The organism is Methylobacterium sp. C1 (assembly GCF_001854385.1).
In the GTDB taxonomy this organism is placed as follows: domain Bacteria; phylum Pseudomonadota; class Alphaproteobacteria; order Rhizobiales; family Beijerinckiaceae; genus Methylobacterium; species Methylobacterium radiotolerans.
This window is the reverse complement of record NZ_CP017640.1, coordinates 1,547,188-1,572,386: the sequence shown is the minus strand read 5'-3', so window position 1 is coordinate 1,572,386 and position 25,199 is coordinate 1,547,188. Positions and strand designations below refer to the sequence as shown.

Sequence of the window (25,199 nt, the reverse complement as noted above, 5' to 3'; positions counted from 1 at the left end):
GGGAGGGATCGCCGCTACAGGCCGGTGCCGCTCGCGTACGGGACCGGCGCGCCCGGGCCCGAGCTCGTCGCGGAGGCCGCGACGGTGGCGGCGATCCAGTCCCCGTCGCTGGTCCCGGACACCCGGCACGCCCGCGCCAGGGCCCGCACCTGGCGGCGCCAGAGCCAGAGGCGGAGGGTGTGGATGAGGTCGTACATGGTCGGCCCCGCGCTGTCGCTCTCGTCCATGTGGGGCCCGCGCGCGGCCCGCTCAAGCGCGCGGCCCGCGCGCGCGGCCGCCGTGGCCGGAGGGGCGTCAGCCGGCGCCGAGTTCCCGCGTCACCGCCGCCAGCGTGTCGGCCATGTAGTCGAGCATCGGGTCCGTCAGGCCGGGCCAGACGCCGATCCAGAAGCTGTCGCGCATGATCTTGTCGGTGTGGGTCAGCGCGGCGTGAACCCGGTATGTCACGTCCCGGAAGGCGGGCTGCCGGGTCAGGTTGCCGGCAAACAGCAGCCGTGTTCCCACGCGCTTCTCTTCCAGGCGCGCGACGAGGGCGTTCCGATCGATGCCGACGCCGTCCCGCACCGTGAGGAGGTAGCCGAACCAGCTCGGCTCCGAACCCGCGGTCGCCCGCGGCAGATGGAAGAGCCGGTCGAGGCCGCGCTCCCGCAGGCGCTGCTCCAGGCCGACGAAGTTCGCGCGGCGGCGCGCCACGAAATGGTCGAGCTTGGTCAGCTGGCTCACCCCCAGGGCGGCCTGCATGTCGCTGACCTTCAGGTTATAGCCGATGTGGGAGTACGTGTACTTGTGATCGTAGCCGCGGGGCAGGTCCCCGAGTTTCCAGCCGAAGCGGTTGCCGCAGGTGTTGTCGGTGCCGGGCTTGCAGTAGCAGTCCCGCCCCCAGTCCCGGAACGACTCGACGATCTTGGCGAGCGGACCCTTGTCCATCAGCACCGCGCCGCCCTCGCCGGTGGTGATGTGGTGGGCCGGATAGAAGCTCAGGGTGGCGACGTCGCCGAAGGTCCCGACTCCCTGCCCGCCGATGGTCGCGCCGAACGCGTCGCAGCAATCCTCGACCAGCCAGAGGCCGTGGCGGCGGCAGATCTCGGCCACCCGGACCACGTCGAAGGGATTGCCGAGCGAGTGCGCGATCATCACCGCGCGGGTCTTCGGCGTCACGGCCGCCTCGAGCAGGTCGACATCGACGTTGTGCGTCTCGACGTCGACGTCGACGAAGACCGGCACGCAGCCGTGCTGGACGATCGGCGCGACGGTGGTCGGGAAGCCCGCCGCGACGGTGATCACCTCGTCGCCCGGCCGCAGGCGGCGCGCGCCGTGCTTCGGCGAGGTCAGCGCCGCGAAGGCCAGGAGGTTCGCGGCCGAGCCAGAGACGGTCAGCCGCGCATGCTTCCGTCCGAACGCCGCCGCGAGTTCCCGCTCGAACCGGTCGGCGTAGCGCCCGGCCGTCAGCCACATGTCGAGGGAGGCGTCGACGAGGTGGGCGCAATCCTCCGCGTCCATGACCTTGCCGGAGGGCGGGATGTAGGTCTCGCCCGGCACGAAGGCCGGCCTCCCGCGCGCCTCGAAATGCGCCCGGGCGAGGCTCAGGATCTCGGTGCGCAGGGCATCGGTCATGGGGGCGAAACACCGTTGTCCGGTCGGGGGGCTCCGGCAGCTATACCGCCGGATCCGCCGGGTGTGAGACTGCCATCGGCGACGAGGCCCGGCACGATCGGGGCCGCCGCCCTGTCGAAGCGCCTGTCGTCGACCGGGCCCATGGCTCAGAACGGCGTGGCGAACGCGTCGAGGCCGGGATGCAGGCGATCCCGGTCCGACAGGGTCGGGTGCGGGATGCCCCAGTCGAAACCGAAGCTGTCCCAACGGATGCCGGCATCGGCGGCGGGGGCGTGGACCGACGTGACGAGGTAGAGCAGCGTCGCCGCGCCGGAGCGCACGGCGAAACCGTGGGCGCAGCCCTCCGGGATGTAGACGCCGGCGGGCGCCTCCTCGTCGAGGTCGAAGGCGACGGCGCGGCCATAGCCGGGCGAGTCCCGGCGCAGGTCGAGGACGACGTCTGTCACCGCGCCGCACAGGCACCAGACGAGCTTCGCGTGCTGGTGGGGCGGCACCTGGAAATGCATGCCGCGGATCACGCCCCGCGCCGAAGTGGAGCAGTAGACCTCGGCGAAATCCGTCCTGAGACCAGCGGCAGCGAGGCTCGGCGCGTGCATCAGCTTGTGGAAGCTGCCGCGGGCATCGCGGCTGCCGGGCGCGCGGAGGGCCAGTACACCCGGAAGATCGCTGGTTCGGATCTCGAACATCACTGGGCCGCTATCAACTCGGTGAGGCCGCGATCCAGGCCGATGGCGGCGGACCAGCCGGGCAGGAGCGATCCGATCCACGGCCGCATCACCTCCCGGGGCCTGTAGGGCCGCGCGCCCCAGGCGACCGGGACGGGCCGCGCGCCGAGGCGCTCGATCCGCGCCACGAGATCGCGCAGCGACAGCGTCTCGGGGCCGCGGAGGGCGAAGGCCTCCCGCGTATGCGGCGGCACCGCGCGGATCCAGTCCAGAGCGGCGCGGCTGCCCGAGAGGACGTCGTCGACGTGGAGCAGGTTGAGGGTCTGCTCGCCCGGGGACAGGTCGAGCCGTCGTCCCTCCCGCTGGGCTTGGAGCAGGGCCGAGACGAGCTTGCCGCGGCGATCCGCCGGTCCGTAGGTGTCCGTCAGCTTCAAGGTCAGGACCGTGAAGCCCTCCGCCTCGGCGTAGTAGGCCGCTATGTCCTCGAAGGCCTGCTTGGTGGCCGCGTAGAGGCTCGCCGGATTGTAGCGATCGTCCGCGAAATGCTGCCAGCTCGTGCCGAAATTGACCATGTGCCGGACCCCGCAGCGCGCCATCGCGTCGAGGAGCTGCGTGCCGAACAGCAGGTTGGCCTGGATCAGCGGTGCGACATGGTCCGGCCCGTGCACGCCGACGAAGTGGGTGGCGGCGTGGATCACCGCCTCGGGCGCGAAGGCGCGCATCGCGGCGTGCAGCGTGTCCGTCGCGCCGTCGTGGCGCAGGATCGTCGCGCGCGGGTCGAGGAACGCGGTGGCCGAGCCCGCCCGCACCAGGGCGCCGACGGCGATGCCGGCCTCGGCGAAGCCCCGCGTCAGGCGTCCGCCGACGAAGCCGGTCGCGCCGGTGATGAGCAGGCGGCCGAAGGGCGGCGGCGCTACCACGTCTTCCACGGTGCCCGTCCCGACGCCCAGAGCGCCTCGAGGTTGGTCTTGTCCCGGAGCGTGTCCATCGCCTGCCAGAAGCCGTCGTGGATGAAGGCCTGCAGGTCGCCTTCCCGGGCCAGGCGCTCCAGGGGCTCCCGCTCCCAGACCGTCTCGTCGCCCGTCACCGTGTCGATCACCGACGGCGCGAGGAGGAAGAAGCCGCCGTTGATCCAGCCGCCCTCGTTGTCGGGCTTCTCCTCGAAGGCCGTGACCCGGTCGCCGTCGAGGGCGAGGTAGCCGAAGCGCTTGTCGGGCCGCACCGCCGTCACGGTGGCGCGCTTGCCGTGGGCGCGGTGGAAGGCGATCTGCGCGGTGACATCGACGTCGCTGACGCCGTCGCCGTAGGTGAGCGCGAACATCTCCTCGCCCTCCAGGTGATGCCGGACGCGCTTCAGGCGGCCGCCCGTCATGCTCTGGTCGCCCGTATCGACCAGCGTCACGGTCCAGGGCTCGGCGGTCTTCCGGTGGATCTCCATCCGGTTCTCGGCGATGTGCATGGTCACATCGCTCATGTGTAGGAAGTAGTTCGCGAAGTATTCCTTGATGATGTACCCCTTGTATCCGAGGCAGATCACGAAGTCGTTGATGCCGTGGTGGCTGTAGCCCTTCATGATGTGCCACAGGATCGGCCGGCCGCCGATCTCGACCATCGGCTTCGGCCGCGTGGCGGTCTCCTCGGACAGGCGCGTGCCGAGGCCGCCCGCCAGGATCACGGCCTTCACCGGCCGTTTCCCCGGCCCGCGGGGCGGGAGCGGAGGGAGGGGCGACGTGCGTGCATGATCAGGCGCTGTCCTCGTCTGCGTGGCCGGAAGCGGCCGCGATCCGGGCGTATTCCGCGATCTGGGCCTCGACGAGCGCCCGGGCGTCGGTGGGACGCGCGCTGTAGTCGCGGTACCACTCCATGGTCAGGCGCACCGTGCGGGCGAAGCCGAGCCGGGGGCGCCAGCCCAGCTCCGCCTCCGCCTTGGCCGCGTCGAGCTTCAGGATCCCGGCCTCGCGCAGGGCCGAGGCTTCGATCTGGACCGGGATGGGGTCGCCGCCCCAGGCGGCCAGCGCCTGCTCGACCAGCCGCCGCACCGCGACCTCGCTGGCGCGGGCCGGGCCGAAATTCCAGGCGCCGACCGCCGCGTCGTCGGCGGCGAGGAGTCGCGCGCCGAGCAGCAGGTAGCCGTGCAGCAGTTCGAGCACGTGCTGCCAGGGCCTGACCGCGTCCGGGTTCCGCAACACGAGCGGCGCGCGGCTCCGGATGGCGCGGACGAGGTCGGGCACGAGCCGATCCTCGGACCAGTCGCCGCCGCCGATCACGTTGCCGCCGCGGGCGGTGGCGAGGCGCAGGCGCGATCCCGGCATCAGGGCCTGCCGGTAGCTGCCGGCCACGATCTCCGCGGCGGCCTTGCTGGCGCTGTAGGGATCCTTGCCGCCCAGCGGGTCGGATTCGCGGTAGCCCCAGACCCATTCGCGGTTCTCGTAGCACTTGTCCGACGTGACGCAGACGACCGCGCGGACCGAGTCGGTGTGGCGCGCCGCCTCCAGCACATGGGCGGTACCCATGACGTTGACCGCGAAGGTCTCGAGCGGGTCGGCGTAGGAGCGCCGGACCAGCGCCTGGGCCGCGAGGTGGAAGACGATTTCCGGACGGAACGCCGCGACGGCCTCGCGCACCGCCTCGGCGTCGCGGATATCCACGACGGCGGACCGCATCCGGTCGGCGAGCGCGAGATCGCGGAACAGGCTCGGCCTGTCGGTGGGGGGAGCCAGGGCGAGGCCCATCACCTCGGCGCCCTGGTCGAGCAGCCAGGCGACGAGCCACGCGCCTTTGAAGCCGGTATGACCCGTGACGAGGACACGGGTGCCGCGATAGCGCGCGAGGGTCATCTCAACGGTCCGGACCGGTTGGGCATCGATCGGGGCTCACGCGACGGCCGGATCCGCCGGCCGCATCTGGGCCAGATCCGGCGGCCCCGCCGCGCCGGCCTCCGGGGGTGAGGGACGGCTCAGCGCGTCCCAGAAGAACCCGTACAGGTCGGGCGCGCTGATCTTCTGCTCCGTCGCGAACGGACCGCACGCGTTGAAGAACATCATCAGGACATACCGGATGAGCGCGGATTTGAGCGCGTCCGAATGGGCAAGATCGCCGAGCTTCGGCTTCAGCTGCTCGAAGAACTGGAACATGCCCGCATAGGCCTGCTTCGCCGCCGCGGTCGCCTGATGACTCTCCTGATTCTGGTGCAACCGATACAGGAAGACCGCCTCGGGCGCGTAGAACACCTTCGACGCGCGGTTGAGAACGCCGACGAACGGGATCGTGTCGGAGAAGTAGGAGCCCGACAGCGTCGGCTGCCCGCCGGCATCCAGCCAAGCGGAGCGCCTGTAGAAGGTCGAGAAGACGGTGTTGATCTGGGTGTGGGCCGTCGGACTGGCGAAGTACCGCGTCAGCCACGGCTCCGCGGCCTCGATCTGGGCGCCCGCGGAGAGCGGCTCCGCCTGATGCAGGATCTGGCTCGCGCCGTCGATCAGGACCCGGCGCCCCAGCCCGACCTGAATCGCGTCGTCGGCCTCGAACGCCGCCACCATCGTCGAGACGTAGGTGTTCGAGATGAGATCGTCGTCGCTCAGCAGCAGCATGTACTTGCCGCGCGCGTGCTGGACCGCGTCGGTGACGTTCGCCTCCATGGGCAGCGTGAACGACCGGGTGAGGACCGTGAGCCGGTCGTTCCGGAGCTGCGCCAGGAAAGCGCCCGTGGCATCGGTGCTGGCGTTGTCGCTGATGATCAGCTCCAGGTTGCCGTAATCCTGCGCCGAGACGGAGCTCAGGGTCTGCGCCAGCAACTCGAGACGGTTCAAGGTCGGCACGATCAGGGAAACGAGCGGCAGCGGCATCGAACGGCTCTCTGACTGGGTCGACCGAGGCGCCGGGGCCGGGCGGCTCGGCTGCGCGCCGCGCGGTTCGGACGGATCAGACCGGGAACGGCGTGACGCTGGGCAGACCTGCCAGAATCGAAGACCTGTGTCGATCAGGGCGCATGGATTCCGCCGACCCGGGGCGTGATCCTCCATCGGCCGGCGCCGCGCTCCTTCGGGGGACGAACCCTCACGCCCCCGCCCCGGGCAGCCCGGTCCAGGCCTCGCGGACGAGCGCGAGGCGCCGCTCGGCCCGCGCCGCGTCGGCGTCCGCGACTTGGTGGAGGACCGCCTCCAGCGCCTCGGACCCGCCGAGCGCCGCGGCCGCCTCGCCCTGGCGGCGCATCGCGGAGCGGTGCGCCCGCATCGCCGGTCCCGCCTTCGGCCCGGCCTCGATCGCCTCCAGGGTGGCGATCAGGGCGGCCGCGAGCGGGGCGACGTCGCGCCAGGACGCCGCGGGCGCCGATTCGGGCGGGCGGGCCTGCTCCGGCGGCGGCGCGGAGAAGCTGGTGGTGAGCGGGCGCTTCATGACGAACCTCCACGGGCGCGGTATAGGGGGCCATCGGCCGGCGCGGAGCTGTACGAGGAGCGCATGGCCGAAAGGCGGAAGGCCACCGGATCCGGCGAGGATAGCCTGTCGCGCCACATCCTCCCCAGTGCCGGCACGATGGTCGGCGTCTGCACCACGCTGATCGGCCTCGTGAAGATCGCCGAGGGCTGGATCGGGCCGAGCCACGTCGACGAGGCCGCCGCCCTGACGGCGATCCTGTTCCTGGTCAGCGCGATCGCGTCGTACCTGTCGATCCGCCTGGGCGACGGCGGCGACCTCCCGGTCAGCCTGGAGCGCTGCGCCGACGTCTGCTTCGTCATCGGGCTGATCGGCCTGACGCTGATCGCGGTCCTGTTCGCCTACGAGACGATCTGACGGCGCGCCGCGCGGCGCCGGTCGGGCAGGGCTTCGCGGTCGGTCAGCGCCGCCGCGAGGACCGAGAACAAGCCGAGATGCAGGCCGAGCGCCGCCGGCCCGGGATCGCGCAGGGACCACAGGCCGGCCGCCCCGAGCGCCATCAGCGGCGGTCCGGCCACGTAGACGAGGCTGCGCCATCCGGCGGGCCGGCCGAGACGCCAGAAGCAGCCGGCCAAAGCCGCCAGGGCGAAGCCGCCCTTGAGCAGCGCCATGAAGCGGATCACCCGCGCGAGGTCGGGGTCGACGGGCGCCGCGGGGACCCGCCCGGCCGCGAGGAAGGCCAGCGGAAGCGCGAGGATCGTCAGCGCGGCCAGCAGCAGGCGCGCCGGCGGGGCGCCGCGATGCGCGCGGCCGGCCGCGGCCGGGATCGTCATCGCCTGAACCCGCATCGGCTTCCTCCTGCGCGTGCCGCGACGGGGCCGAGTCTAGGCCCTCCGGAGGCTCCGGTCACCGCACGGGGGAGGGCGGCGGCCGGGCCGCGCCGTCGCAGCGCGGGCCGGTCCCAAGGGCGGCCCGCGGCTCAGCAGCCGCGGAACAGCGCCACGCCGAAGGCGGTGAACTTCAGCGGCAGGTGGCAGTGGCGGTCGGGGTCGTCGAGCCGGAAGCGGATCGCGGCCTCCTCCAGGAACCCCTCCCCCGCGGCCCCGACGAAGTCCCCGATGACGAACACGACCTCGTAGAGCCCGGCCTCGAGCCGCGTCCGCACGACCGGATGGTCGAGGGTCCCGTCCGCCCCGAGGCGGCCCTCGGCGATCACCCGCCGCCGTCCTCCGGCCGTCAGGACGCGCACGCGCATCCCCTCGGCCGGCCGGCCCGTGGCGGCGTCGACGGCGTGGAGGGACAGGCCGGTCACGGGGCCTTGCCCTCCCAGACCATCCGCCAGGGATGGGCCGCCTCGTAGGCCGCCGCCATCGCCACCAGGGTCTCGTCGCCGCCCCAGGGCGTCACGAGCTGGAACCCGATCGGCAGCCCGGCGCTCGACGGTCGGCAAGGGATCGAGATCGCCGGACAGCCCGCAGCGTTGACGAAGCCCGTGAAGGTCGCCGAGCCGCGGGGGCCCACCGGCACCCCGGCGATGCGCGGCGGATGGGTGTCCTCCGCCCGCCAGGGCAGCGCCGCCGCGGCGGGCGTCATCAGCAGGTCGTGGCCGGCGAACAGGGCGGCGAGGTCCCGGCGCAGCGCCAGCGCCATCCGCTGCACGTCGAACAGGTCGGCCGCCGAGAGGGCCGCCCCGGCCTCCGCCAGGGCGCGGATGTCCGGGCCCAGGTCGTCGCGGCGGCCGGGATGCGCGCGCATCAGCCACGCGATGCCCGCTTGGCCGAGGACCGGCCACGCCTCCGTGATGGCCGTCGCCGCGTCGAAGCGGCCGGTCTCGACCCGGTGGCCGAGGCCGGCGAGGCGCCCGGCCGCCTCGGCGACGCTGTCGGCGATCTCGGGATCGACCGGGGCCGTCCCGAAGGCCGGGATGTGGAGGATCCGCATCGGGCGCTCCCGCACGGCTTCGCGCCCGAACGGGCCGAAGCCGTGCGGCGCGACGGAATCCGGGTCGGCCGCCCCGAGGACCCGCATCGCCGCCGCGAGATCCTCGACGGTGCGCGCCATCGGCCCGACCACCTCGAGGTCGAGCATGATCGGCGGCAGCCCGCCTTCCCGCGGCACCCGGCCGGCGGTGGGTTTCAGGCCGACGAGGCCGGTATGGGAGGCGGGGCGGCGGATCGAGCCGCCCGCGTCGGTCCCGAGCGCCAGGGGGCCGATCCCGGAGGCCACGGCCGCGACGGCGCCGCCGCTGGAGCCCCCGGGCGTCAGCGCCGGATCCCACGGGTTCCGGGTGACCCCGTGGACCGGGTTGCCGGTGTAGCCCTGGACGGTCAGCTCCGGGACGTTGGTCTTGCCCAGGATCACCGCCCCGGCCGCGCGCAGCCGCGCCACCGGCGTCTCGTCCCGGTCGACCGCGCGCGCGGCCCCCTCCCCCGCGAAGAGCCGGCTACCCCAGCCGGTCGCGAACCCGGCGACGTTCAGGCTGTCCTTGACGGTCAGCGGCACGCCGTCGAGGGGCCCGAGCGGCCGTCCCGCCCGCCAGCGCGCCGCGCTCGCGGCGGCGGCGCGCTCCGCGCCCTCGGGATCGACGGCGACGAGGGCGTTGAGCGTGGGGTTCACGGCCTCGGCCCGCTCCAGGCAGGCGCGGGCGGCCGTGACCGGGCTCGCCGTCCCGGCGGCGTAGCGGCGCCCCAGGGCCGCGGCCGAGAGGGTCCAGAGCGGGCCCGCCGCGTCGATCCGGGTCATGACTCCTCCTCGCGATGCGCGATCCAGCGGGCGAGCGGCCCGGTCAGGCCCGTAGCGGGCTTCGCGGGCGGCCGGGCGAAGCGGCCGGCCCGGGGCGGCCGAGTCCCGAGCCGCACCAGGGCCTGCGCCTGACCCAGGGCGGCCGCGAGCGGGTCGACGAGCGGCACCGGCACCGCGTCCCGCAGGGTCGCGGCGAGGCCGGCGAGCGGCGCCCCGGCCAGGATCACGACGTCGGCCCCCTCCCCGACCGCCCGCTCGGCCAGGGCCAGGATCTCGGGCCGCAACTCGTCCTGCACCTCGGTCACCGCCGCGAACGGCCGGCGCACCGCGTGGAGGCCGACGCAGCGGGCCGACAGGCCGGCCAGGGCCACCGCGTCCTCGTACCAGGGCAGCAGGGCGGGCGCGAAGGTGACGATCGCGAACCGCGCCCCGAGCTGGCAGGCGGTCAGCATCGCGGCCTCGGCCATGCCGACCACCGGCAGGTCGAACAGCTCCCGCGCGGCGACGAGCCCGGGATCGCCGTAGGCCGCGATCACCGCGGCGTCGTGGCCGGAATGGTGCGCCGCCAGCGTCTCCAGCACCGCCGCCCCGGCGAGCTGCGCCTCGGCCCGGCTGGCGATGTAGGGCAGGCCCGTCGCCGCGGTGAGCGCGGTGATGTGCGCGTCGGGGGCGAGCGCCGCCGCGGCGGCCCGGGCCATGCGCGCGGTCATCGCCGCCGAGGTGTTGGGGTTGAGGAGCAGGATCCGCATGCGAGGGCTCCGGGCACTTCAGCCGGCCATCCGGCGGGACAGGCCGGCGGCCCGCTCCATCACGGCGGCGAGCACCACGGTCGCGAGGATCAGCAGGCTGGAGGCCGCCGCCACCGTGACGTCGAGGCGGCCCTCCAGGTCCTGCCACATGCGGATCGGCAGCATGTCGGTGGCGGCGTCGCGCAGGAACAGCGAGACCGGGACGTTGTCGAAGCTCGCCATGAAGGCGATGAAGCCCCCGGCCAGGATCCCGGGCCGGATCAGCGGCAGGGTCACCCGGCGGAACGTGTAGAGGCGCGAAGCGCCGAGGGAGGTCGAGCTCTCGAGGAGCACCGGGTCCATCTGCGACAGGGCCGCCACGGTGGTGCGGACCACGTAGGGCACGCAGACCACGGTGTGGCCGAGGACGAGGGTCAGCGGCGAGACCGGGATCCCCGCGAGGCTGAACAGCATCAGCGCCGCGAGCCCGAAGGCCAGGGCCGGCAGGACCAGCGGCGACAGGAACAGGCTGTCGAGGAGCCGCGCGGAGAGCCGCCGCGACCGGGCGATGGCGAGCGCCGCGGCGGTGCCCAGAACCACCGACAGCAGGGTCGTCCAGCCCGCCACCACGAGGCTGTTCCAGGCGGCGGCCTGCAGCTGCTCGGCCTCCGCGAGCGCCGCGTACCAGCGCAGGGCGTAGCCGGGCGGCGGGAAGCGCAGGGAGAAGCCGCTGGTGAACGACACCACCACGACGATCACGGTCGGCGCCGCCAGCAGGACGAGGCAGAGCCCGGCGAGCAGCAGCACGGCGCCGTGGAAGCTGAACCAGTCGAGATCGCGCCGCAGGCTCGTCCGCATGGTGACCTCCAGGTGACCTCAGGCCTGCGCGTAGCCGCGCGACAGGCGGCCCGCGAGGTTGAGGAGCGTGACGCAGGCGAGCACCGCCACGAGGAAGACGATCGCGATCGCCGCCGCGAACGGCCAGTTGTTGAGCGATGAGGCCTGCTGGTACAGGTACATGGGCATGAACAGCATCTGCCCGCCGCCGATCAGCGACTGGGTGATGAAGGCGGTGATCGCCGCCGCGAAGGTCAGCAGGCAGCCCGCCACGATGCCGGGCAGGCAGAGCGGCAGGGTCACCCGCACGAAGGTGCGCCACGCCCCCGCCCCGAGCGCCGCCGAGGCGTCGGCGAGGTTGGGGTCGATCCGCGACAGGGCGGTGACCAGGGGCAGGACCATCAGCGGCAGCTGCACCTGCGCCAGCGCCAGGACGAGGCCGCCCTCGGTGTAGAGCAGCTTCAGCGGCGCGTCGGTGAGGCCGAGGCCGAGGAGCGCGGCGTTGACGATGCCCTGGCGCCCCAGGATCACGATCCACGCGAAGGTCCGCACCACCACGCTCGTGAGCAGCGGCAGCAGCACGATCAGGGTCAGCAGGCCGCGCAGCCGGCCGGGCGCCCAGGTCAGGAGCAGCGCCAGCGGCAGGCCGAGCAGGAGGGTCAGCGCCGTGACCTCGGCGCCGAGCCACAGGGTCGCGCCGAGCACCCGCAGGGAGAACGGGTCGAGCAGGAACCGGGCGTACTGGTCGAGGCCGAACCGGGTCATGGCCGGATCGGCGTAGAAGCTCACGAGCAGCAGCAGCGCCAGCGGCGCCAGGAAGAAGACGAGGAAGAACGCCCCGAGCGGCAGCGCGAGGCGGATGTCGTAGGCCGCCGTCCAGGCGCGGCCCGGGCGGAGGGGCGCGGCGACCGGGCCCGCCGCCGCGATGGCCGGCCCGGCCGTCACACCCGGATCTCGCGGTTGAAGCGCTCGATCCAGGCCGGCCGGCCGCGGTTGATCGCGGCCCAGTCCTGGAACACCGACTTGCGCTTCAGCTCCTCGGCGTCCTTCGCCAGGACCTTGGCGACCTCGCCCTCCATCGCGACCTTCCGGTTGGTCGGCACGATCAGGTAGGGGCTCTGCATCAGCTTGGCCTGCACCTCCGGCGACAGGGCGGCCTCGATCAGCTTGAAGGCCAGCTCCTTCACCGGGGTGTTCTTGACGATGTGGATCGTCGTCTTGAAGGCGATGATGCCCTCCTTGGGCGCGGCGAACTCCACCGGCACGCCCCGGGCCTTCAGGATCTGGATCGCGTTGAAGTTGCCCGGCCCGATGTCGACCTGCTCCTGCTGGTAGAGGGCCGCCAGGGCGCCCGGGTTGGCCGCGACGGCGGCGAGGTTCGGCTTGAGCGCCTCCAGCGCCTTGAAGCCCGGCTCGACGTCGGTCTCCGAGCCGCCGTGCATCCGGGCGATCTCCACGAGGAAGCCGGTGCCGAGCGTCGAGTTCAGGTTGGTGATGCCGACCCGGCCCCTGTACTCGGGCTTCCACAGGTCGGCCCAGGAGGTCGGCGGCGTCTTCACCTTCTCGGGATTGTAGGTCAGGCCGACGATCTGGAAGAACGGCGCCGGGCCCATCGGCTCCTGCGCGTCGGCGATCAGGTCGCCGTAATGGGCGGACTGGGCCGTTGGGTAGGGCTCGACGAGGTCCTGGGCGATGGCCGTGAGGGCGGGGCCCGGATCGTGCAGCATCACGTCGATCGGCGGGTTGGCGCGGGCGGCCTGGACCTTGGCGATCTGGTCGACCGAGAGCATCGGATCGAGGATGACGTCGCCGCCCGAGCTCTTGCGGAAGGCCGGCACCAGCACGGCCCGGTGCGCCTCCTCCCAGCTCCCCGTGAAGGTCGCGAAGACGAGCTTGCGCGCCTGCGCGCGGGACAGGCCCGGGAAGGCCTGGGCGGCGCCGAGAGTCAGGGCGCCGGCGAGGAGGCTGCGGCGGTGCAGGGTCATGGTCGGCTCTCCTGGCTCGGTGTCGACTGGCGCGGCTGCGGCGGGCGCGGCCTCAGTGGCGGGGATCGGGGAAGACGCTGACCCGCTCGGGGGCGGTCGGGCGCAGGCGCACACGGGTTCCGGGCGGCCGGGGCCGGGCGCCCGCCGCGCGCGGCTCGGCGGTCTTCAGGCGGGCGCCGCCGTCGAGGCGGATCTCGTGGACCAGGGTGGCGCCGAGCGGCAGGCCGACCTCGACCGCGCCGTCGAGCCCCTCCCCGTCCCCGGACCCCGCTCTCTCTTCCGCGAAGGCGACGTGCTCGGGTCGCAGGCAGGCGGCGACCCGGGTCCCGTCCGGCAGGGACGTGGCGGCGGGGAGCAGGCCGCCCGCCTCCAGGGCCACCGCGCGGGCGCCGCCTGGCTCCGTCGCGAGCCGGCCGTGCAGGACGTTGGCCGTGCCCACGAAGGTGTTGACGAACAGCGTCTCGGGGCGGTCGTAGACGTCGGTCGGGGGGGCGAACTGCTCCAGCCGGCCGGCGTTGAGCACGGCGACCCGGTCGGCCATCGACAGGGCCTCTTCCTGGTCGTGCGTGACGATCAGCGTGGTGGTGCCGGCGCTGCGCTGGATGCGCTTGATCTCGATCTGCATGTCGAGGCGCAGGTTCTTGTCGAGGGCCGCGAAGGGCTCGTCGAGGAGCAGGATCGACGGGCGCACGGCGAGCGCCCGGGCCAGCGCAACCCGCTGCTGCTGGCCGCCCGACATCTCCCGCGGGTAGCGCCCGGCGAGGTGCTCCAGCCGCACCAGCGCCAGCATCTCGGCGACCCGCGCCCTCTGCTCGGCCCGACCGACGCCCCGCGCCGCGAGGCCGTAGGCGACGTTGTCGGCGACGCTCATGTGGGGGAACAGGGCGTAGTTCTGGAACACGATGCCGACGGTGCGCCGGTTCGGCGGCAGGTGGTCGACCGCCTGACCGCCGATGATGACGCGCCCCTCCGTGGGCTTCAGGAAGCCCGCCACCGCCCGCAGCAGGGTGGTCTTGCCGCAGCCCGAGGGCCCGAGCAGGGCGACGAGTTCCCCGCCCCTGATGTCGAGGGTCACGGTGTCGACGGCGAGGGCCGAGCCGTAGCGCTGCGTGATCCCGTCGAGGATCAGGGTGGTCCCGGCGCTCACGGACGGCCCTCCCCGCCCGCCGCGAAGGCGCGGCCGTGCGCGGCGAGGTGCGCGGTCGGGCAGCCGGCGAGGTCCAGGCCCTTCCACAGGGTCACGGCCACCGAATCGACCACCGGCACGCCGAGCTCGGCCTCCAGGGCCGGGGCGAGCGCGGCGCCCGCGAGGTTCGTGCACACGATCGCCACCGCGTCGACGCCCTCGGACGCCACCGCGCGGACCATGCCGGCGATGGCCTCCGGACCGGTTTCCGCGAAGGCGAAGTTCTCCGACAGGCCGAGATGGCGCTCGGCGCCGCAATCGAGACCGGCCGCGCCCCAGTTGGCCTGGATCCGGCGCTGCACGTCGCCGGTATAGGGCGTGACGAGGCCGATCCGCCGGAAGCCCCGGGCGCGGAACAGGGCGCGGAAGGCGAGCGCGGCGGTGGAGGCCGGGCATCCGGTCCGGTCGGTGATCGCGGCGCTCAGGCGCTCGTCCGCGTCGAAGCCGAGCCACGCGCCGGAGGTGCCGTTCCACAGGATCGCGGCGACCCGGGCATCGGCGAGCAGGTCGGCCGCCGCCAGGATCGGCTCGGGGTCGAACTGGTCCAGGGCCGCCGGCGACAGGCCGATCTCCGTCACGCGGAAGCGGGCGAAATGGGCGCTCACGCCCGCGTGCCCGGCCAGCAGATGGGCGGTGGCCGGCTCGAGGACGCTGTTCGACGAGGGCGTCAGCATGCCCAGACGCGTCGTGCGGTTCGGTCGTTCCATCGCATCCATCCCCGATGCACCGAGCATCCGACAGGCCTGGACGGGCGACAAGGTATTTTCTGCATGCTGCATGCAATTTGCGCAACTGCATGATATGTCAGCGCAACAGGCTGAAAAATGGAACACCGATCGGGTGGCCGGACGCGCTAGGCTGGCGCGGTGGAACGGGAGGATCGATGGACGTGGTGGCACGCCGCCGGGGCCGGCCCCGCAAGGCCCTGGTCGTCCCGGCCGCGCAGGTGCCGCGGACCGCGCTGCACGCGCAGGCGGCGGCCCGGCTCAAGGACATGATCGTGCGCGGCGCGCTGCCGGCCGGCGCGACCCTGGTGGAGACGGACCTCTCCGCGGCGCTCGGGATCTCCCGGACCCCGCTGCGGGAGGCCCTCAAGCTCCTGGCGGCGGAGGGGCTGGTCGAGCTGCACCAGAACCGCAGCGCGCGCGTCCCGGACTGGACGCCGGAGGAGATCCTCGAACTGTTCGAGGCGCTCGCCGGGATCGAGCGGCTGACCGCCGAACTCGCGGCGCCGCGGATCTCCGAAGACCTGATGGACCTGCTGCGCGGCAAGCAGGCGCAGCTCGACCGGATGCACCGGGACCAAGTGCTCGACGCCTATTTCGCCCTGAACCAGGAGATCCACCGGACGATCGTCACGGCCGCCCGGAACCGCCCGCTGGCGGAGGCCCACGCGCCGCTCCAGGCCCGGGCCCAGTGGGCCCGCCTGCGCGCGCTCTCCAGCGGCAGCCGCTGGGAGGAATCGGCGCGCGAGCACCGGGACCTGTTCGAGGCCCTCGCCGCGCGGGACGCCGCCGCGGCCGGATCCGTCGCCCATCGCCACGTCCTGCGGACCGGCGTGGTGATCGCCGAGACGCTCCAGGCGCGGCGCGCGGACCCCGCGGCCCGATAACGAAGCGTTAACCCTGTCGCCGCATCGGTGGGTCACCAGCCGGACGCTGGCCTTCCACGCCCATCCGATCCGCCCCTCAACACGGGTGGGCGTGGAAGCCTCGGCCGCCGCCCGTCAGGCGTCGCCGAACGCGACCCCGAGCTCGGTCTCCTGGCGCCACGTGACGCGCGCCGGCCGCCGCTGGCCGTCGGCCCCGTAGGCCAGCACGAACGCGTCGGGCACGCCGATCACGCTGACGACCCTGAGGCGGGCGCCCCCGTCCGACATGTTGCGGATCGTGCAGTCGATCACGCCGCCTCCGGCGAGTTCGATATGGCCCTCGAGCAGGGTCCGTCTGCGGGGCGCGGCGCGTCTGTCGTCCATCCTCGTTACCCTATGGTTGCGGGCCGGACCCCACCGGATCCGCGCGCGCTCCGCAGGTCCGCGGCACGGAGGGTCGCCACCCACCCGCCTCGTCCCGACGCGACGACGTCGGGCCCTCTCCGGGCCGGCCGCCATCCCGCCCAGGAGACCACGAAGTTCGTGTCGATTCCGTCAAAGCGCTCCGCGAAAGCGCGCCGGCGCGCGGGTCAGGACGTCCGCACCAGTTGAAGGGCTCCCCGCGGGGGCGGCGGCGCGACGCTGCGGGTCTGGTTGCGGCCGCCGTTCTTGGCCTCGTACAGGGCGCCGTCCGCCAGCCGGTACGGGTCCGGCAGGGGCGCGCTCCGGTCGCTGCCCGGTCGCACGGAGGCGAGCCCGATGCTGACCGTCACGGTCCCCGCCCCGAGGCCGGCCGACTCGACGGTCAGCTTCGCCACCTCGGCATGGACCGTGTCGGCGACCCGCAGGGCGCCGGCCTCGTCCGTCTCGGGCAGGAGCAGGGTGAACTCCTCGCCGCCGATGCGGCTGACGAGATCCTGGGGGCGGTGCACGCTCGCCGCGAGGCAGCGCGCCAAGCCCTGCAGGATCGCGTCGCCCACCGGGTGCCCGTAGCGGTCGTTGAAGCGCTTGAAATGGTCCGCGTCGACGATGAGCAGCGACAGGGGCTGACCGTCGCGCCGGGCCGCGTCCAGGTTTCGCCGGAGGGCGTCCTCGAAGCAGCGGCGGTTCGGCAGGCCGGTCAGGGCGTCGGTGCGCGACAGTGCGGCCATCTCGGCCCTCAGCGCCTCGCGGCGGCGCAGCTCCCGCCCGAACAGGAGCGACAGCGCGATCGTGAGGCCGCACAGGGCCAGCACGATGCCGCCGATGATGGCCGCCTTCGCGGCCCAGTCCGCCTCCACGTCCTTCGTGGACAGGGCGACGTTCAGGATCAGCGGCAAGGTCCCGATCCGCGTGAACGTGTAGCTCCGCTCGACGCCGTCGCGCACGGAGGCGCTGACGAAGCTGCCCCGCCCGTCCCGCAGGAACCGCCTGAAGGTCGGCGCCTGCGCGATGTTCGCCCCGAGATCGGCCTCCACGTAGGGATAGCGCATGATGCGGGTGCCGTCGGTCAGGTACAGGTTGATGGCCCCGCCCGGCCCGAGGTCGATCTCGCTGAACAGGTGCGAGAAGTAGGACAGCTTCACGGTGCCGAGAACCACGCCGCCGAAGCTGCCGTCGGGCTTGTCGATGCGGCGGCTGAACGGCAGCATCCGCTCGCCGTTCAGCCGCGACACGATCGGGCGCCCGACGTAGAGGCCGAGCCCGGCGCTCGCTTGGTGGACCTGGAAGTACTCGCGATCCGCGTAGTTGCCCTTGCGGGGCGGGACGGCCGCGATGTCGGCGACCACGTCGCCCCGCTCGTCCAGGACCAGCATCACGCCCATGTCGCGGGCGGTCGCGGCGCGGTCGAACAGGATGAGCTGGCGCAGGCGCGGATCGGCCTCGGTCAGGCCCGGCACCTTCAGGTTGTCGACGGCGGCGCGGATCGAGAGATCGTACATCTCGATGTTGCGCGCGATGTCGCGTTCGAGGACCTGCAGGAGGTTCCAGGATGTCTGGTCCGCGCTGGCCCAGGCGTCGCGCCGCAGGTCGGCCAGCATCAGGCCGGACGTCACGACCATGCCCAGCGGGGCCAGGATGCCGAGGGCGATCCAGGTGCGCGCCGAGCGGAACCACGGGGCGACGCGTCGCCAGACGTTCATCGGCCCTCCGCGGACGGCGTTTCGTCGCCGCGCTCTGGCATGGAGAGCCTTAACCGCGGCTTTCGCGGTTTTCCGGCCGAGGCCGATGGGTGCGAATCGCGGTGGACGGCGGCAATCCGCGCCGCGGTCATCGCGCCGCCGCCCCCTCGGGATCGGCGCCGGCCGGCGGGAAGCGCAGCGTGACCAGACAGCCGCCGCCCGCCGCCTCGGCGATGGTCACGGGGGCCCCGTGGAGGTCGGCGATCGCCGCCACGAGGCTCAGGCCGAGGCCGTGGCCGGCGGTCCGGCGCGCCGCCTCCGCGCGGTAGAAGCGGCGGAACACCTGGCTGCGCTCCCCCGGCGGCAGCCCCGGGCCGGTATCGGCGACGGTCGCGACGATCGCGGTCTCGGTGCGCTGCAATCCGACCGCGACGCGGCCGCCGGGCGGCGTGAACTTCAGGGCATTGTCGAGGAGGTTCGAGAAGGCCTCGAAGCACAGGTCGCGGTCGCCGTGGACGGGATGCGGCCCCGGCGGCGCTGCGAGCGCGAGGTCGATGTCCTTCTCCTCGGCGAGCGGCGCGTGGAACTCGACCGCCACGGCCGCCACCTCGCCGAGATCGACTCGCGCGAACGCGCCGCGGCGCCGGCCGTCCTCCATCTCGCCGATCCGCAGGACGGCGGTGACCATGGCGAGCGTCTGGTCGATCCACACGAGCCCCTGGTCGATGGCCTCGTGAAATTCCGCGACGGTTCGGGCCTGGGACCGGGTGCGCTCGAGCCGGGCGCGCAGGCGGGTGAGCGGCGTGCGCAGGTCGTGGGCGACCGCGTCGCCGACGCTGCGGACCTCGCCCATGAGGTGCTCGATCTCGTCGAGCATCCGGTTCACGGTCCGGGTCAGCCGGTCGAACTCGTCGTCCCGCGGTCCGACCGGCAGGCGCTTGCCGAGATCGCCGCGCATCACCTCGGCCACGGCGGCCTCGGTGGCGGCGAGGCGGCGGCGGGCGCGGCTCGTGAGCAGCAGGCCGCCCAGCAGGGAGAGCGCCAGCGTCGGGACGAGCCCGAGGCCGAGGGCGCGCAGGGTCGTGGCCCGCACCCGGTCGATCTCGTCGGTGTCGTGCGCGATCACCACGGTGCTGCCGTCCGGCAGCCCGAGCGCGGCCGCCCAGATCTCGTCCTGGAGCCGGCGCCCGGCGAGGTCGACCGTCGCGCTCACCCGGTACGCGTCGCCGTCGCGCGCCAGGCGGTCCGGGATCGCCCCGAGATTGCCGACCCGGCGCGCCCCGTCCGGGGCGAACAGGCCGCCGTAATGGGTGGCGTGGACGTCCATGGCGATCCACGTGTCGACCCGGTTCGCCGCGGCGGCGGGGTCGGCCGCGGCCGCCCGCACCTCCAGCCGGAGCGTCTCGGCGAGCTCCTCGCGCAGGTAGTCGGCCGTCTGCCAGTAGACGAAGGCGAACATCGCCAGGGCGAGCAGGGCCGACCACAGGGCGATGCCGAGCGCCCAGCGCAGCGCGGTGGAGCGCAGCAGGTCGGCCGGGCGGGGCAGGTCAAGCATCGGGCGACAGCGTGAACCCGGTGCCGCGCACGCTGTGGATCAGGGGCGGCTCGCCGGCCGCCTCCAGCTTCCGGCGCAGGCGCCCGACATGGACGTCGATCAGGTTGGACTTGGGCGTGAACCGGTAGTTCCAGACCTCCTCGAACAGCATCGCCCGGGTCACGATCTGGCCGGGGCGGCGCATCAGATATTCGAGGAGCTTGAGCTCGCGCGGCAGCAGCTCCAGGTCGCGGGCGCCGCGCCGGCCCGTGCCGGCGATCAGGTCGATCGCGAGGCTGCCCACGTGCAGGACCGTCTCGCGGCTGTCGACCGGGCGCCGCAGCAGCGCCTCGATGCGCGCCGCGAGCTCGCCGAGCGCGAAGGGCTTGGCGAGGTAGTCGTCGCCGCCGGCCCGCAGGCCGCGGATCCGCTCGTCGACGTCGCCCAGCGCGCTCAGGACCAGGGCCGGGGTCCGGTCCCCGTCCCGGCGCAGATCCTGGAGCACGCTCAGGCCGTCCTGCCCGGGCAGCATCCGGTCGAGGATGATCGCGCCCCAGCCGCCGTCCCGTGCCGCCCGGGCCCCGTCCGGTCCGGTCGCGGCCCAGACGACGTCGTGGCCGCGCCCGCGCAGGTCGTCGCGGACGTCCCCGGCCGTCTCCGAATCGTCCTCGATCAGCAGCAGCTTCGCCACGCGCGGCCCCCGCTTCGGTGCGTGCTTCGCCCCAATGCCCTGCCCCGATCCCCGACGCGGGTCACCGACGCCCTTCCCTTGTGCCGGACTTCGCCGCGCAAATCGCCCCGGGCGGGCCACCATGAACCCGAATTTAATGGCACCGCATCGGCTTGGCCCCCTTTATTGGAATGACTCTATCCCGTACCGGCGCCCCGCTCGGCCGCCGGACGGCGCGCCTGCCGGATACCCCCGATGCCGACCCGGTCCCGCCGCCCCTGCCCGCCCCGCGGCCGCACGTCCCTCGCGCGGATGGCGGCGCATGCCTAGGAAGCGGCGCCCCCGGCGCCTGATCAACCGCTACGTCGGAAGCCGCCTCTACGATGTCGAGACCGGGACCTACGTCACCCTCGACCGGCTCAAGGAGATGCGCGGCGCCGGCTACGAGGTCGTGGTCCGCGAGGTCGAGACCGGCCGCTTCGTGACCGAGGACGTGCTCCGGCCGGGCCTCGACGCGTGAGCGCGCGCAGCACGAGCGCGCGCGCGCGGCGGGCCGGGGGAGCCGCCGGTGGCCGGCAGTCCCGGCGGGCGTACCCATGACGCTGACCACCGAGACGGATGCCGGCGACCGTGACGTCGGCCGCCGCGACGCCGGGCGCGCCGACGCGGGCGCGCCCTCCGGGCAAGAGCCGGACGCGGCCGGCACCGCGGAGGCCCGCGACGCCGGCCGCCGCGGCGGCGTGCGGGTCTGGCTGGCCCTCGTCCTCGTCCTCCTCGCGGCGGCGGGCTGGGTCTATCGGGACGCGCTCCGCGAGCGACTCGGGCTGGCGCCCGCGGCGCAGGCCGTGACCGGCGCGGCCGACACCGCGCCGGCGGAGCCCGACCGTGTCACCCTGGACGCGGCGGGGCAGAAGCGGATCGGCCTCGCCTTCGGGACGGCCGAGACCCGCCGGATCGTGCTGCCGGTGCGCGTCCCCGGCACCGTCGCCTTCGACGAGCGGCGGGTGACCCATCTCAAGCCGCGCACGCAGGGGCGGGTGCTGAGCCTCGTGGTCCAGCCCGGCGACCGGGTCCAGGCGGGCGAGACCCTCGCGACCCTCGACGCCGCCGGCCTCCTCGACGCGCGCAACGGCTATCTCGCCGGGCAGGCCTCCCTTGGCGAGGCGCAGGCCTCCGAGGCGGTGGCCGCGCTGCAGCTCAAGCGCGGGCAGGAGCAGCTCAAGTTCGGCGGCGTCGCGCAGGCCGAGGTGGAGCGGCGGCAGGTCGATCTCGCCAAGGCGCAGGCGGCGGTGAAATCGGCCCAGGCCAACGCCGAGATGTACCGGGCGCAGTACCAGCGCCTCGCCCCGACCGAGGGGGCGGCCCCGGGCACCAGCGCCGTCGTGACCCCGATACAGGGCGTCGTGACCAGCGTCGGCGTGACCCTGGGCGAGGTCGTCGACACCACCCGCGACGCCTTCACGGTTGCCGATCCGACCCGCATCCTCGTGCTGGCCAACCTCTACGGGCCCGATCTCGGGCGGGTGAAGGCCGGCGACACCGCCTCCGTGGAGAGCCCGGTTCCGGGTCACGCTCCCTTCGAGGGCCGGGTCCGCTCGGTGAACGCCGCCCTGGATCCGGCCACCAACACGGCGCCCGCCCGGATCGAGCTCGACAACCCCGGCGATCTGCTGCGCGCCAACATGTTCGTGTCCGTGACGATCGCGGCGGATCTCGGCCGCAACGGGGTCACGGTCCCGGCCGCCGCCATCCAGCAGACCGAGCAGGGGCCGATCGCCTTCGTGCGCGCGGCCGAGGACCGGTTCGAGCGGCGCGCCCTGAAACTCGGGATCCAGCGCTCCGACTGGGTCGAGGTGCAGAGCGGCGTCGCGGCCGGGGAGAGCGTGGCGACGCAGGGCAGCTTCGGGCTCAAGGCGATCCTGCTGCGCAGCCTGCTCGGCTCGACGGATTGAGGCCCCCGATGCGGTCGTGGTTCGCTCTCCTGGTCCGCCGCCGGTTCCTCGTGCTGATGATCGCGCTCGCCGCGGCGGCGGGCGGTGTGGCCAACCTCGAAGGCCTGTCGATCGACGCGGTGCCCGACATCTCGCCCAAGCAGGTGATGATCCTGACCCTGTCGCCGGGACTCGGCGCGCTGGAGGTCGAGCGGCTCGTCACCTTCCCGGTGGAGAACGCCATGGCGGGGGCGCCGAGTCTCACCGGGATCCGCTCGACCTCGCGGGCCGGGGTCTCGGCGGTCTACGTCACCTTCGCGGACGGGATGTCGATCACCGAGGCGCGCAGTCAGGTGTTCCAGCGCCTGCCGGCGGCCAAGGGCATGATGCCGGCGGGCGTCGGCGACCCGCAGATGGGCCCGATGGCGACCGGCCTCGGCGAGATCTACCAGTTCGAGCTGCGCGGGCCCGCCTACACGCCGATGCAGCTCCGCCGCACCCTGCAATGGACGATCGCGCCGAAGCTGAAGCTGACCCCCGGCATCGCCGACGTCAACATCTACGGCGGCCAGATGCCGACCTACGAGGTCCGGGTCTCGGCCGACGCGCTCCGCCGCTACGGCGTCGGCCTCGCCCAGGTCTTCACGGCGCTGACCGACAACAACGCCGCCCGCGGGGGCGCCTATATCGAGCACAACGACCAGCAGGAGACGATCCGCGGCCTCGGCCTCGCCAAGGGGCCGGAGGACATCGCCAACATCGTGGTCGCCACGGGACCCGGCGGCGTGCCGGTCACCCTCGGGACGCTGGGCCAGGTGGTCGAGGCGCCGAAGGTCCGGCTCGGGGCCGTGACGCACGACGCGCAGGGCGAGACGGTCGTGGGCATCGCGCTGATGCAGCTCGGGGAGAATGCCAGCGCGGTGGTCGGGCAGGTCAAGAAGACGATCGACGACCTGCGCCCGCAACTGCCGCCGGGCATGGAGATCGTGCCCTACTACGACCGCAGCGCGCTCGTGGACCGCACGATCCACACCGTCGAGCACAACCTCCTCGAGGGCGCGGTGCTCGTCATCGTCGTCCTGCTGCTGCTGCTGGGCAACCTCCGCGCCGGGCTGATCGTGGCGGCCGCGATCCCGCTCGCGATGCTGATGGCCTTCGCGGGCATGCGGCTGCTCGGCCTCTCGGGCAACCTGATGAGCCTCGGCGCCATCGATTTCGGCCTGATCGTCGACGGCGCGGTGGTGATGGTCGAGAATGTCCTGCGCGCCCGCGGCGAGCATCCGGACCGGCCGCCCGCGGACCTGATCCGCGACGCCGCCGCCGAGGTGGCCAAGCCCGTGATGTTCGCGGTGGCGATCATCATCCTGGTCTACGTGCCGATCCTCGCGCTGGAGGGCGTGGCCGGCAAGATGTTCGTGCCGATGGCGCTGACCGTCATCCTGGCGCTCTCGGGCTCGCTGATCGTCACCATGACGCTGATGCCGGCGCTCGCCGCGATCTTCCTCTCGGGCCGCGGCGTCGGCGAGCGCGAGACGCGCCTCGTCCACTGGATGCGGGCCGCCTACACGCCGATGCTCATGGCCGCCGAGCGGCACGCCCTCGTGACGGTGCTGGCGACGCTCGCCCTCTTCGCGGGCTCCTGCGTGCTGGCGACCCGGCTCGGCGGCGAGTTCCTGCCGAAGCTCTCGGAGGGCTCGATCGTGATCACCTCCGAGAAGCTGCCCGGCATCGATCTCTCCGCCTCGCTCGCCACGGTGACCCGCATCGAGCGGGTGCTGAAGTCGTTCCCGGAGGTGAAGCGCGTCGTCTCGCTCACCGGCAGCGCCGAGATCCCGACCGACCCGATGGGCGTCGAATCGACCGACAGCTTCATCACCCTCACCGATCCGGCCACCTGGAAGACCGCCGAGACGCAGGAGGGCCTCGTGGCGGCCTTCGACAAGCGCCTCAAGGAGGAGGTGCCGGGAGTGGCCTACAGCTTCTCCCAGCCGATCCAGATGCGCATGGACGACCTGCTGGAGGGCGTGCGCGGCGACGTGGCGATCAGCCTCTACGGCGACGACCTGAAGACCCTCAAGGACACGGCCGACGCCATCGTGCGCACGGTCTCCGGGGTCGACGGGGCGGCGGACGTGAAGGCCGAGGCGCAGGCCGGCATGCCGGCGCTCACGATCCAGGTCGACCGCGCCAAGGCGGCCCGCTACGGCATCAACGTCTCGGACGTGCTCGACATGGTCGAGAGCATCGGCGGGCGGACCAGCGGCGTCGTCTACGGCGACGACAACTCGATCACCGAGATCGTGGTGCGGCTCGACCCGGCCGACCGCAGCGACCTCGAGCGGATCCGCGCCCTGCCGGTCGGCCGGTCCGGCACCGGCGATCCGGGCCGGGAATCGGGCAGCCGCATGATGGTGCCGCTGTCGATGGTCGCCAGCGTGGACGTGGCCTCCGGCCCGGCGCAGATCAGCCGCGAGCGCCTGCAGCGGCGGATCTCCGTGCAGGCGAATGTCCGCGGCCGGGACGTCCAGAGCTTCGTCGACGCGGCCAAGGCCGCCGTCGACCAGCAGGTCAAGCTGCCGCCGCGCTACTCGCTGGTCTGGAGCGGGCAGTTCCAGAACCTCCAGGAGGCGACCGCCCGGCTGACCGTGGTGGTGCCCGCCGCGCTCGCGGCGATCCTGGTCCTGCTGGTGGTGATGTTCGGCGACATCCGCCTCGCCGGGCTGATCTTCCTCAACGTGCCGGTGGCGGCCACCGGCGGCATCCTGGCCCTGACGCTCCGCGACATGCCGTTCTCCATCTCGGCGGCGATCGGCTTCATCGCGACCTTCGGCATCGCGATCCTGAACGGCGTCGTGCTGACGAGCTACATCCGGGACCTGGAGGCGTCCGGCCTCGGACCCCGGGAGGCGGCGACGCGGGCGGCCGAGATGCGGCTGCGCCCGGTGATGATGACGGCCCTGGTGGCGGCCCTGGGCTTCCTGCCGATGGCGCTGTCCACCAGCGCGGGCGCCGAGGTGCAGCGGCCGCTCGCCACCGTGGTGATCGGCGGCCTGATCTCGGCGACCCTGCTCACCCTGGTGGTGTTGCCGGCAATCTACCCCGCGGTCGCCGGCCTGCGCCTGCCCTTCGCCCGGCCCACGCCCCCCGCCGGGCGGCGGCCCGGCGGCTCCGGGGCGCGCCGACGCGCGGTGGCCGACCCGTGACCGCGATCGGAGCGCGACAACGTATCCGCAATCGGTATGT

26 protein-coding genes are annotated in these 25,199 nt (G+C 73.4%); 5 read left to right on the top strand and 21 right to left on the bottom strand.

The window, feature by feature from the left end; translation table 11 throughout:
• Nucleotides 1-14: 14 nt before the first annotated feature.
• The 8 genes from BKE41_RS07405 to BKE41_RS07370 form a co-directional block, all read right to left on the bottom strand.
• A complete protein-coding gene (locus BKE41_RS07405) occupies nt 15-227 on the bottom strand; it encodes a hypothetical protein (protein WP_029361147.1) in 213 nt (70 codons plus the stop codon).
• A gap of 67 nt (nt 228-294) precedes the next feature.
• Nucleotides 295-1,614: a lipopolysaccharide biosynthesis protein RfbH gene (rfbH, locus tag BKE41_RS07400; protein WP_029361148.1), complete on the bottom strand. Its 1,320-nt coding sequence runs from the start codon at nt 1,612-1,614 to the stop codon at nt 295-297.
• Between the two features lie 146 nt (nt 1,615-1,760).
• Nucleotides 1,761-2,300, bottom strand: coding sequence for a dTDP-4-dehydrorhamnose 3,5-epimerase (gene rfbC / locus BKE41_RS07395; RefSeq protein ID WP_043343568.1), 540 nt, complete (start codon nt 2,298-2,300; stop codon nt 1,761-1,763).
• Entirely contained in the window at nt 2,300-3,208 is a 909-nt protein-coding gene (locus BKE41_RS07390; protein ID WP_159392728.1) for an NAD(P)-dependent oxidoreductase, read from the bottom strand. The genes rfbC and BKE41_RS07390 overlap by 1 nt, the downstream gene beginning before the upstream one ends.
• Nucleotides 3,193-3,963 carry a glucose-1-phosphate cytidylyltransferase gene (gene rfbF, locus BKE41_RS07385; protein WP_024830654.1) on the bottom strand — a complete coding sequence of 257 codons (771 nt, stop codon included), beginning with the start codon at nt 3,961-3,963 and terminating at the stop codon, nt 3,193-3,195. The genes BKE41_RS07390 and rfbF overlap by 16 nt, the downstream gene beginning before the upstream one ends.
• A 58-nt stretch (nt 3,964-4,021) precedes the next feature.
• Entirely contained in the window at nt 4,022-5,116 is a 1,095-nt protein-coding gene (gene rfbG, locus BKE41_RS07380) for a CDP-glucose 4,6-dehydratase (protein WP_012318249.1), read from the bottom strand.
• A gap of 36 nt (nt 5,117-5,152) precedes the next feature.
• Nucleotides 5,153-6,121 carry a glycosyltransferase family 2 protein gene (locus tag BKE41_RS07375; RefSeq protein ID WP_070998949.1) on the bottom strand — a complete coding sequence of 323 codons (969 nt, stop codon included), beginning with the start codon at nt 6,119-6,121 and terminating at the stop codon, nt 5,153-5,155.
• 211 nt (nt 6,122-6,332) lie between these two features.
• Entirely contained in the window at nt 6,333-6,671 is a 339-nt protein-coding gene (locus BKE41_RS07370; RefSeq protein WP_012318247.1) for a hypothetical protein, read from the bottom strand.
• 63 nt (nt 6,672-6,734) lie between these two features.
• On the opposite strand from BKE41_RS07370, the gene BKE41_RS07365 reads away from it, so the two are divergent.
• A complete protein-coding gene (locus BKE41_RS07365; RefSeq protein ID WP_012318246.1) occupies nt 6,735-7,067 on the top strand; it encodes a hypothetical protein in 333 nt (110 codons plus the stop codon).
• Here the strand turns inward: BKE41_RS07365 and BKE41_RS07360 are convergent.
• The 9 genes from BKE41_RS07360 to BKE41_RS07320 all read right to left on the bottom strand — a co-directional run bounded on the left by BKE41_RS07360 (nt 7,052) and on the right by BKE41_RS07320 (nt 14,844).
• Entirely contained in the window at nt 7,052-7,498 is a 447-nt protein-coding gene (locus tag BKE41_RS07360; RefSeq protein WP_012318245.1) for a hypothetical protein, read from the bottom strand. The genes BKE41_RS07365 and BKE41_RS07360 overlap by 16 nt on opposite strands.
• Nucleotides 7,499-7,629: 131 nt before the next feature.
• Nucleotides 7,630-7,962, bottom strand: a complete 333-nt coding sequence (locus BKE41_RS07355) for a hydroxyisourate hydrolase (protein ID WP_012318244.1) — start codon at nt 7,960-7,962, stop codon at nt 7,630-7,632.
• A complete protein-coding gene (locus BKE41_RS07350) occupies nt 7,959-9,392 on the bottom strand; it encodes an amidase (RefSeq protein WP_070998947.1) in 1,434 nt (477 codons plus the stop codon). Before BKE41_RS07350 ends, BKE41_RS07355 begins: the two co-directional genes overlap by 4 nt.
• Nucleotides 9,389-10,141: an aspartate/glutamate racemase family protein gene (locus BKE41_RS07345; RefSeq protein ID WP_070998945.1), complete on the bottom strand. Its 753-nt coding sequence runs from the start codon at nt 10,139-10,141 to the stop codon at nt 9,389-9,391. Before BKE41_RS07345 ends, BKE41_RS07350 begins: the two co-directional genes overlap by 4 nt.
• An 18-nt stretch (nt 10,142-10,159) precedes the next feature.
• The gene (locus tag BKE41_RS07340) at nt 10,160-10,978 is read right to left on the bottom strand and encodes an ABC transporter permease (protein ID WP_012318241.1); all 819 of its coding nucleotides are present in this window, start codon (nt 10,976-10,978) and stop codon (nt 10,160-10,162) included.
• 18 nt (nt 10,979-10,996) lie between these two features.
• Nucleotides 10,997-11,902 (bottom strand): ABC transporter permease, encoded by a 906-nt coding sequence (locus BKE41_RS07335; protein ID WP_012318240.1) that lies wholly within the window; start codon nt 11,900-11,902, stop codon nt 10,997-10,999.
• Nucleotides 11,899-12,942: an ABC transporter substrate-binding protein gene (locus tag BKE41_RS07330; RefSeq protein ID WP_012318239.1), complete on the bottom strand. Its 1,044-nt coding sequence runs from the start codon at nt 12,940-12,942 to the stop codon at nt 11,899-11,901. The genes BKE41_RS07335 and BKE41_RS07330 overlap by 4 nt, the downstream gene beginning before the upstream one ends.
• A 52-nt stretch (nt 12,943-12,994) precedes the next feature.
• On the bottom strand, nt 12,995-14,089 hold the full coding sequence (locus BKE41_RS07325) for an ABC transporter ATP-binding protein (RefSeq protein ID WP_012318238.1): 1,095 nt from the start codon (nt 14,087-14,089) through the stop codon (nt 12,995-12,997).
• Nucleotides 14,086-14,844, bottom strand: coding sequence for an aspartate/glutamate racemase family protein (locus BKE41_RS07320; RefSeq protein WP_024830660.1), 759 nt, complete (start codon nt 14,842-14,844; stop codon nt 14,086-14,088). Before BKE41_RS07320 ends, BKE41_RS07325 begins: the two co-directional genes overlap by 4 nt.
• Before the next feature lie 167 nt (nt 14,845-15,011).
• Between BKE41_RS07320 and BKE41_RS07315 the strand changes: the two genes are divergently transcribed.
• Entirely contained in the window at nt 15,012-15,740 is a 729-nt protein-coding gene (locus tag BKE41_RS07315; protein WP_024830661.1) for a GntR family transcriptional regulator, read from the top strand.
• Between the two features lie 114 nt (nt 15,741-15,854).
• On the opposite strand, the gene BKE41_RS07310 is transcribed toward BKE41_RS07315, so the two are convergent.
• From BKE41_RS07310 to BKE41_RS07295, 4 genes are all read right to left on the bottom strand, one after another.
• Nucleotides 15,855-16,103, bottom strand: a complete 249-nt coding sequence (locus tag BKE41_RS07310; protein ID WP_012318235.1) for a PilZ domain-containing protein — start codon at nt 16,101-16,103, stop codon at nt 15,855-15,857.
• A gap of 206 nt (nt 16,104-16,309) precedes the next feature.
• Nucleotides 16,310-17,842, bottom strand: coding sequence for a sensor domain-containing diguanylate cyclase (locus BKE41_RS07305; protein WP_070998943.1), 1,533 nt, complete (start codon nt 17,840-17,842; stop codon nt 16,310-16,312).
• A gap of 127 nt (nt 17,843-17,969) precedes the next feature.
• Nucleotides 17,970-19,376: an ATP-binding protein gene (locus BKE41_RS07300; RefSeq protein WP_070998942.1), complete on the bottom strand. Its 1,407-nt coding sequence runs from the start codon at nt 19,374-19,376 to the stop codon at nt 17,970-17,972.
• Nucleotides 19,369-20,046 carry a response regulator transcription factor gene (locus tag BKE41_RS07295; protein ID WP_029360411.1) on the bottom strand — a complete coding sequence of 226 codons (678 nt, stop codon included), beginning with the start codon at nt 20,044-20,046 and terminating at the stop codon, nt 19,369-19,371. Before BKE41_RS07295 ends, BKE41_RS07300 begins: the two co-directional genes overlap by 8 nt.
• Nucleotides 20,047-20,347: 301 nt before the next feature.
• Here BKE41_RS07295 and BKE41_RS07290 point away from each other — a divergent pair, with 301 nt between their 5' ends.
• The 3 genes from BKE41_RS07290 (at nt 20,348) to BKE41_RS07280 (ending at nt 25,159) form a co-directional block, all read left to right on the top strand.
• A complete protein-coding gene (locus BKE41_RS07290; RefSeq protein WP_029360410.1) occupies nt 20,348-20,545 on the top strand; it encodes a polyhydroxyalkanoate synthesis regulator DNA-binding domain-containing protein in 198 nt (65 codons plus the stop codon).
• 76 nt (nt 20,546-20,621) lie between these two features.
• Nucleotides 20,622-21,977 (top strand): efflux RND transporter periplasmic adaptor subunit, encoded by a 1,356-nt coding sequence (locus BKE41_RS07285; protein ID WP_083374307.1) that lies wholly within the window; start codon nt 20,622-20,624, stop codon nt 21,975-21,977.
• A gap of 8 nt (nt 21,978-21,985) precedes the next feature.
• Nucleotides 21,986-25,159, top strand: coding sequence for a CusA/CzcA family heavy metal efflux RND transporter (locus BKE41_RS07280; protein WP_070998940.1), 3,174 nt, complete (start codon nt 21,986-21,988; stop codon nt 25,157-25,159).
• Nucleotides 25,160-25,199 lie beyond the last annotated feature (40 nt).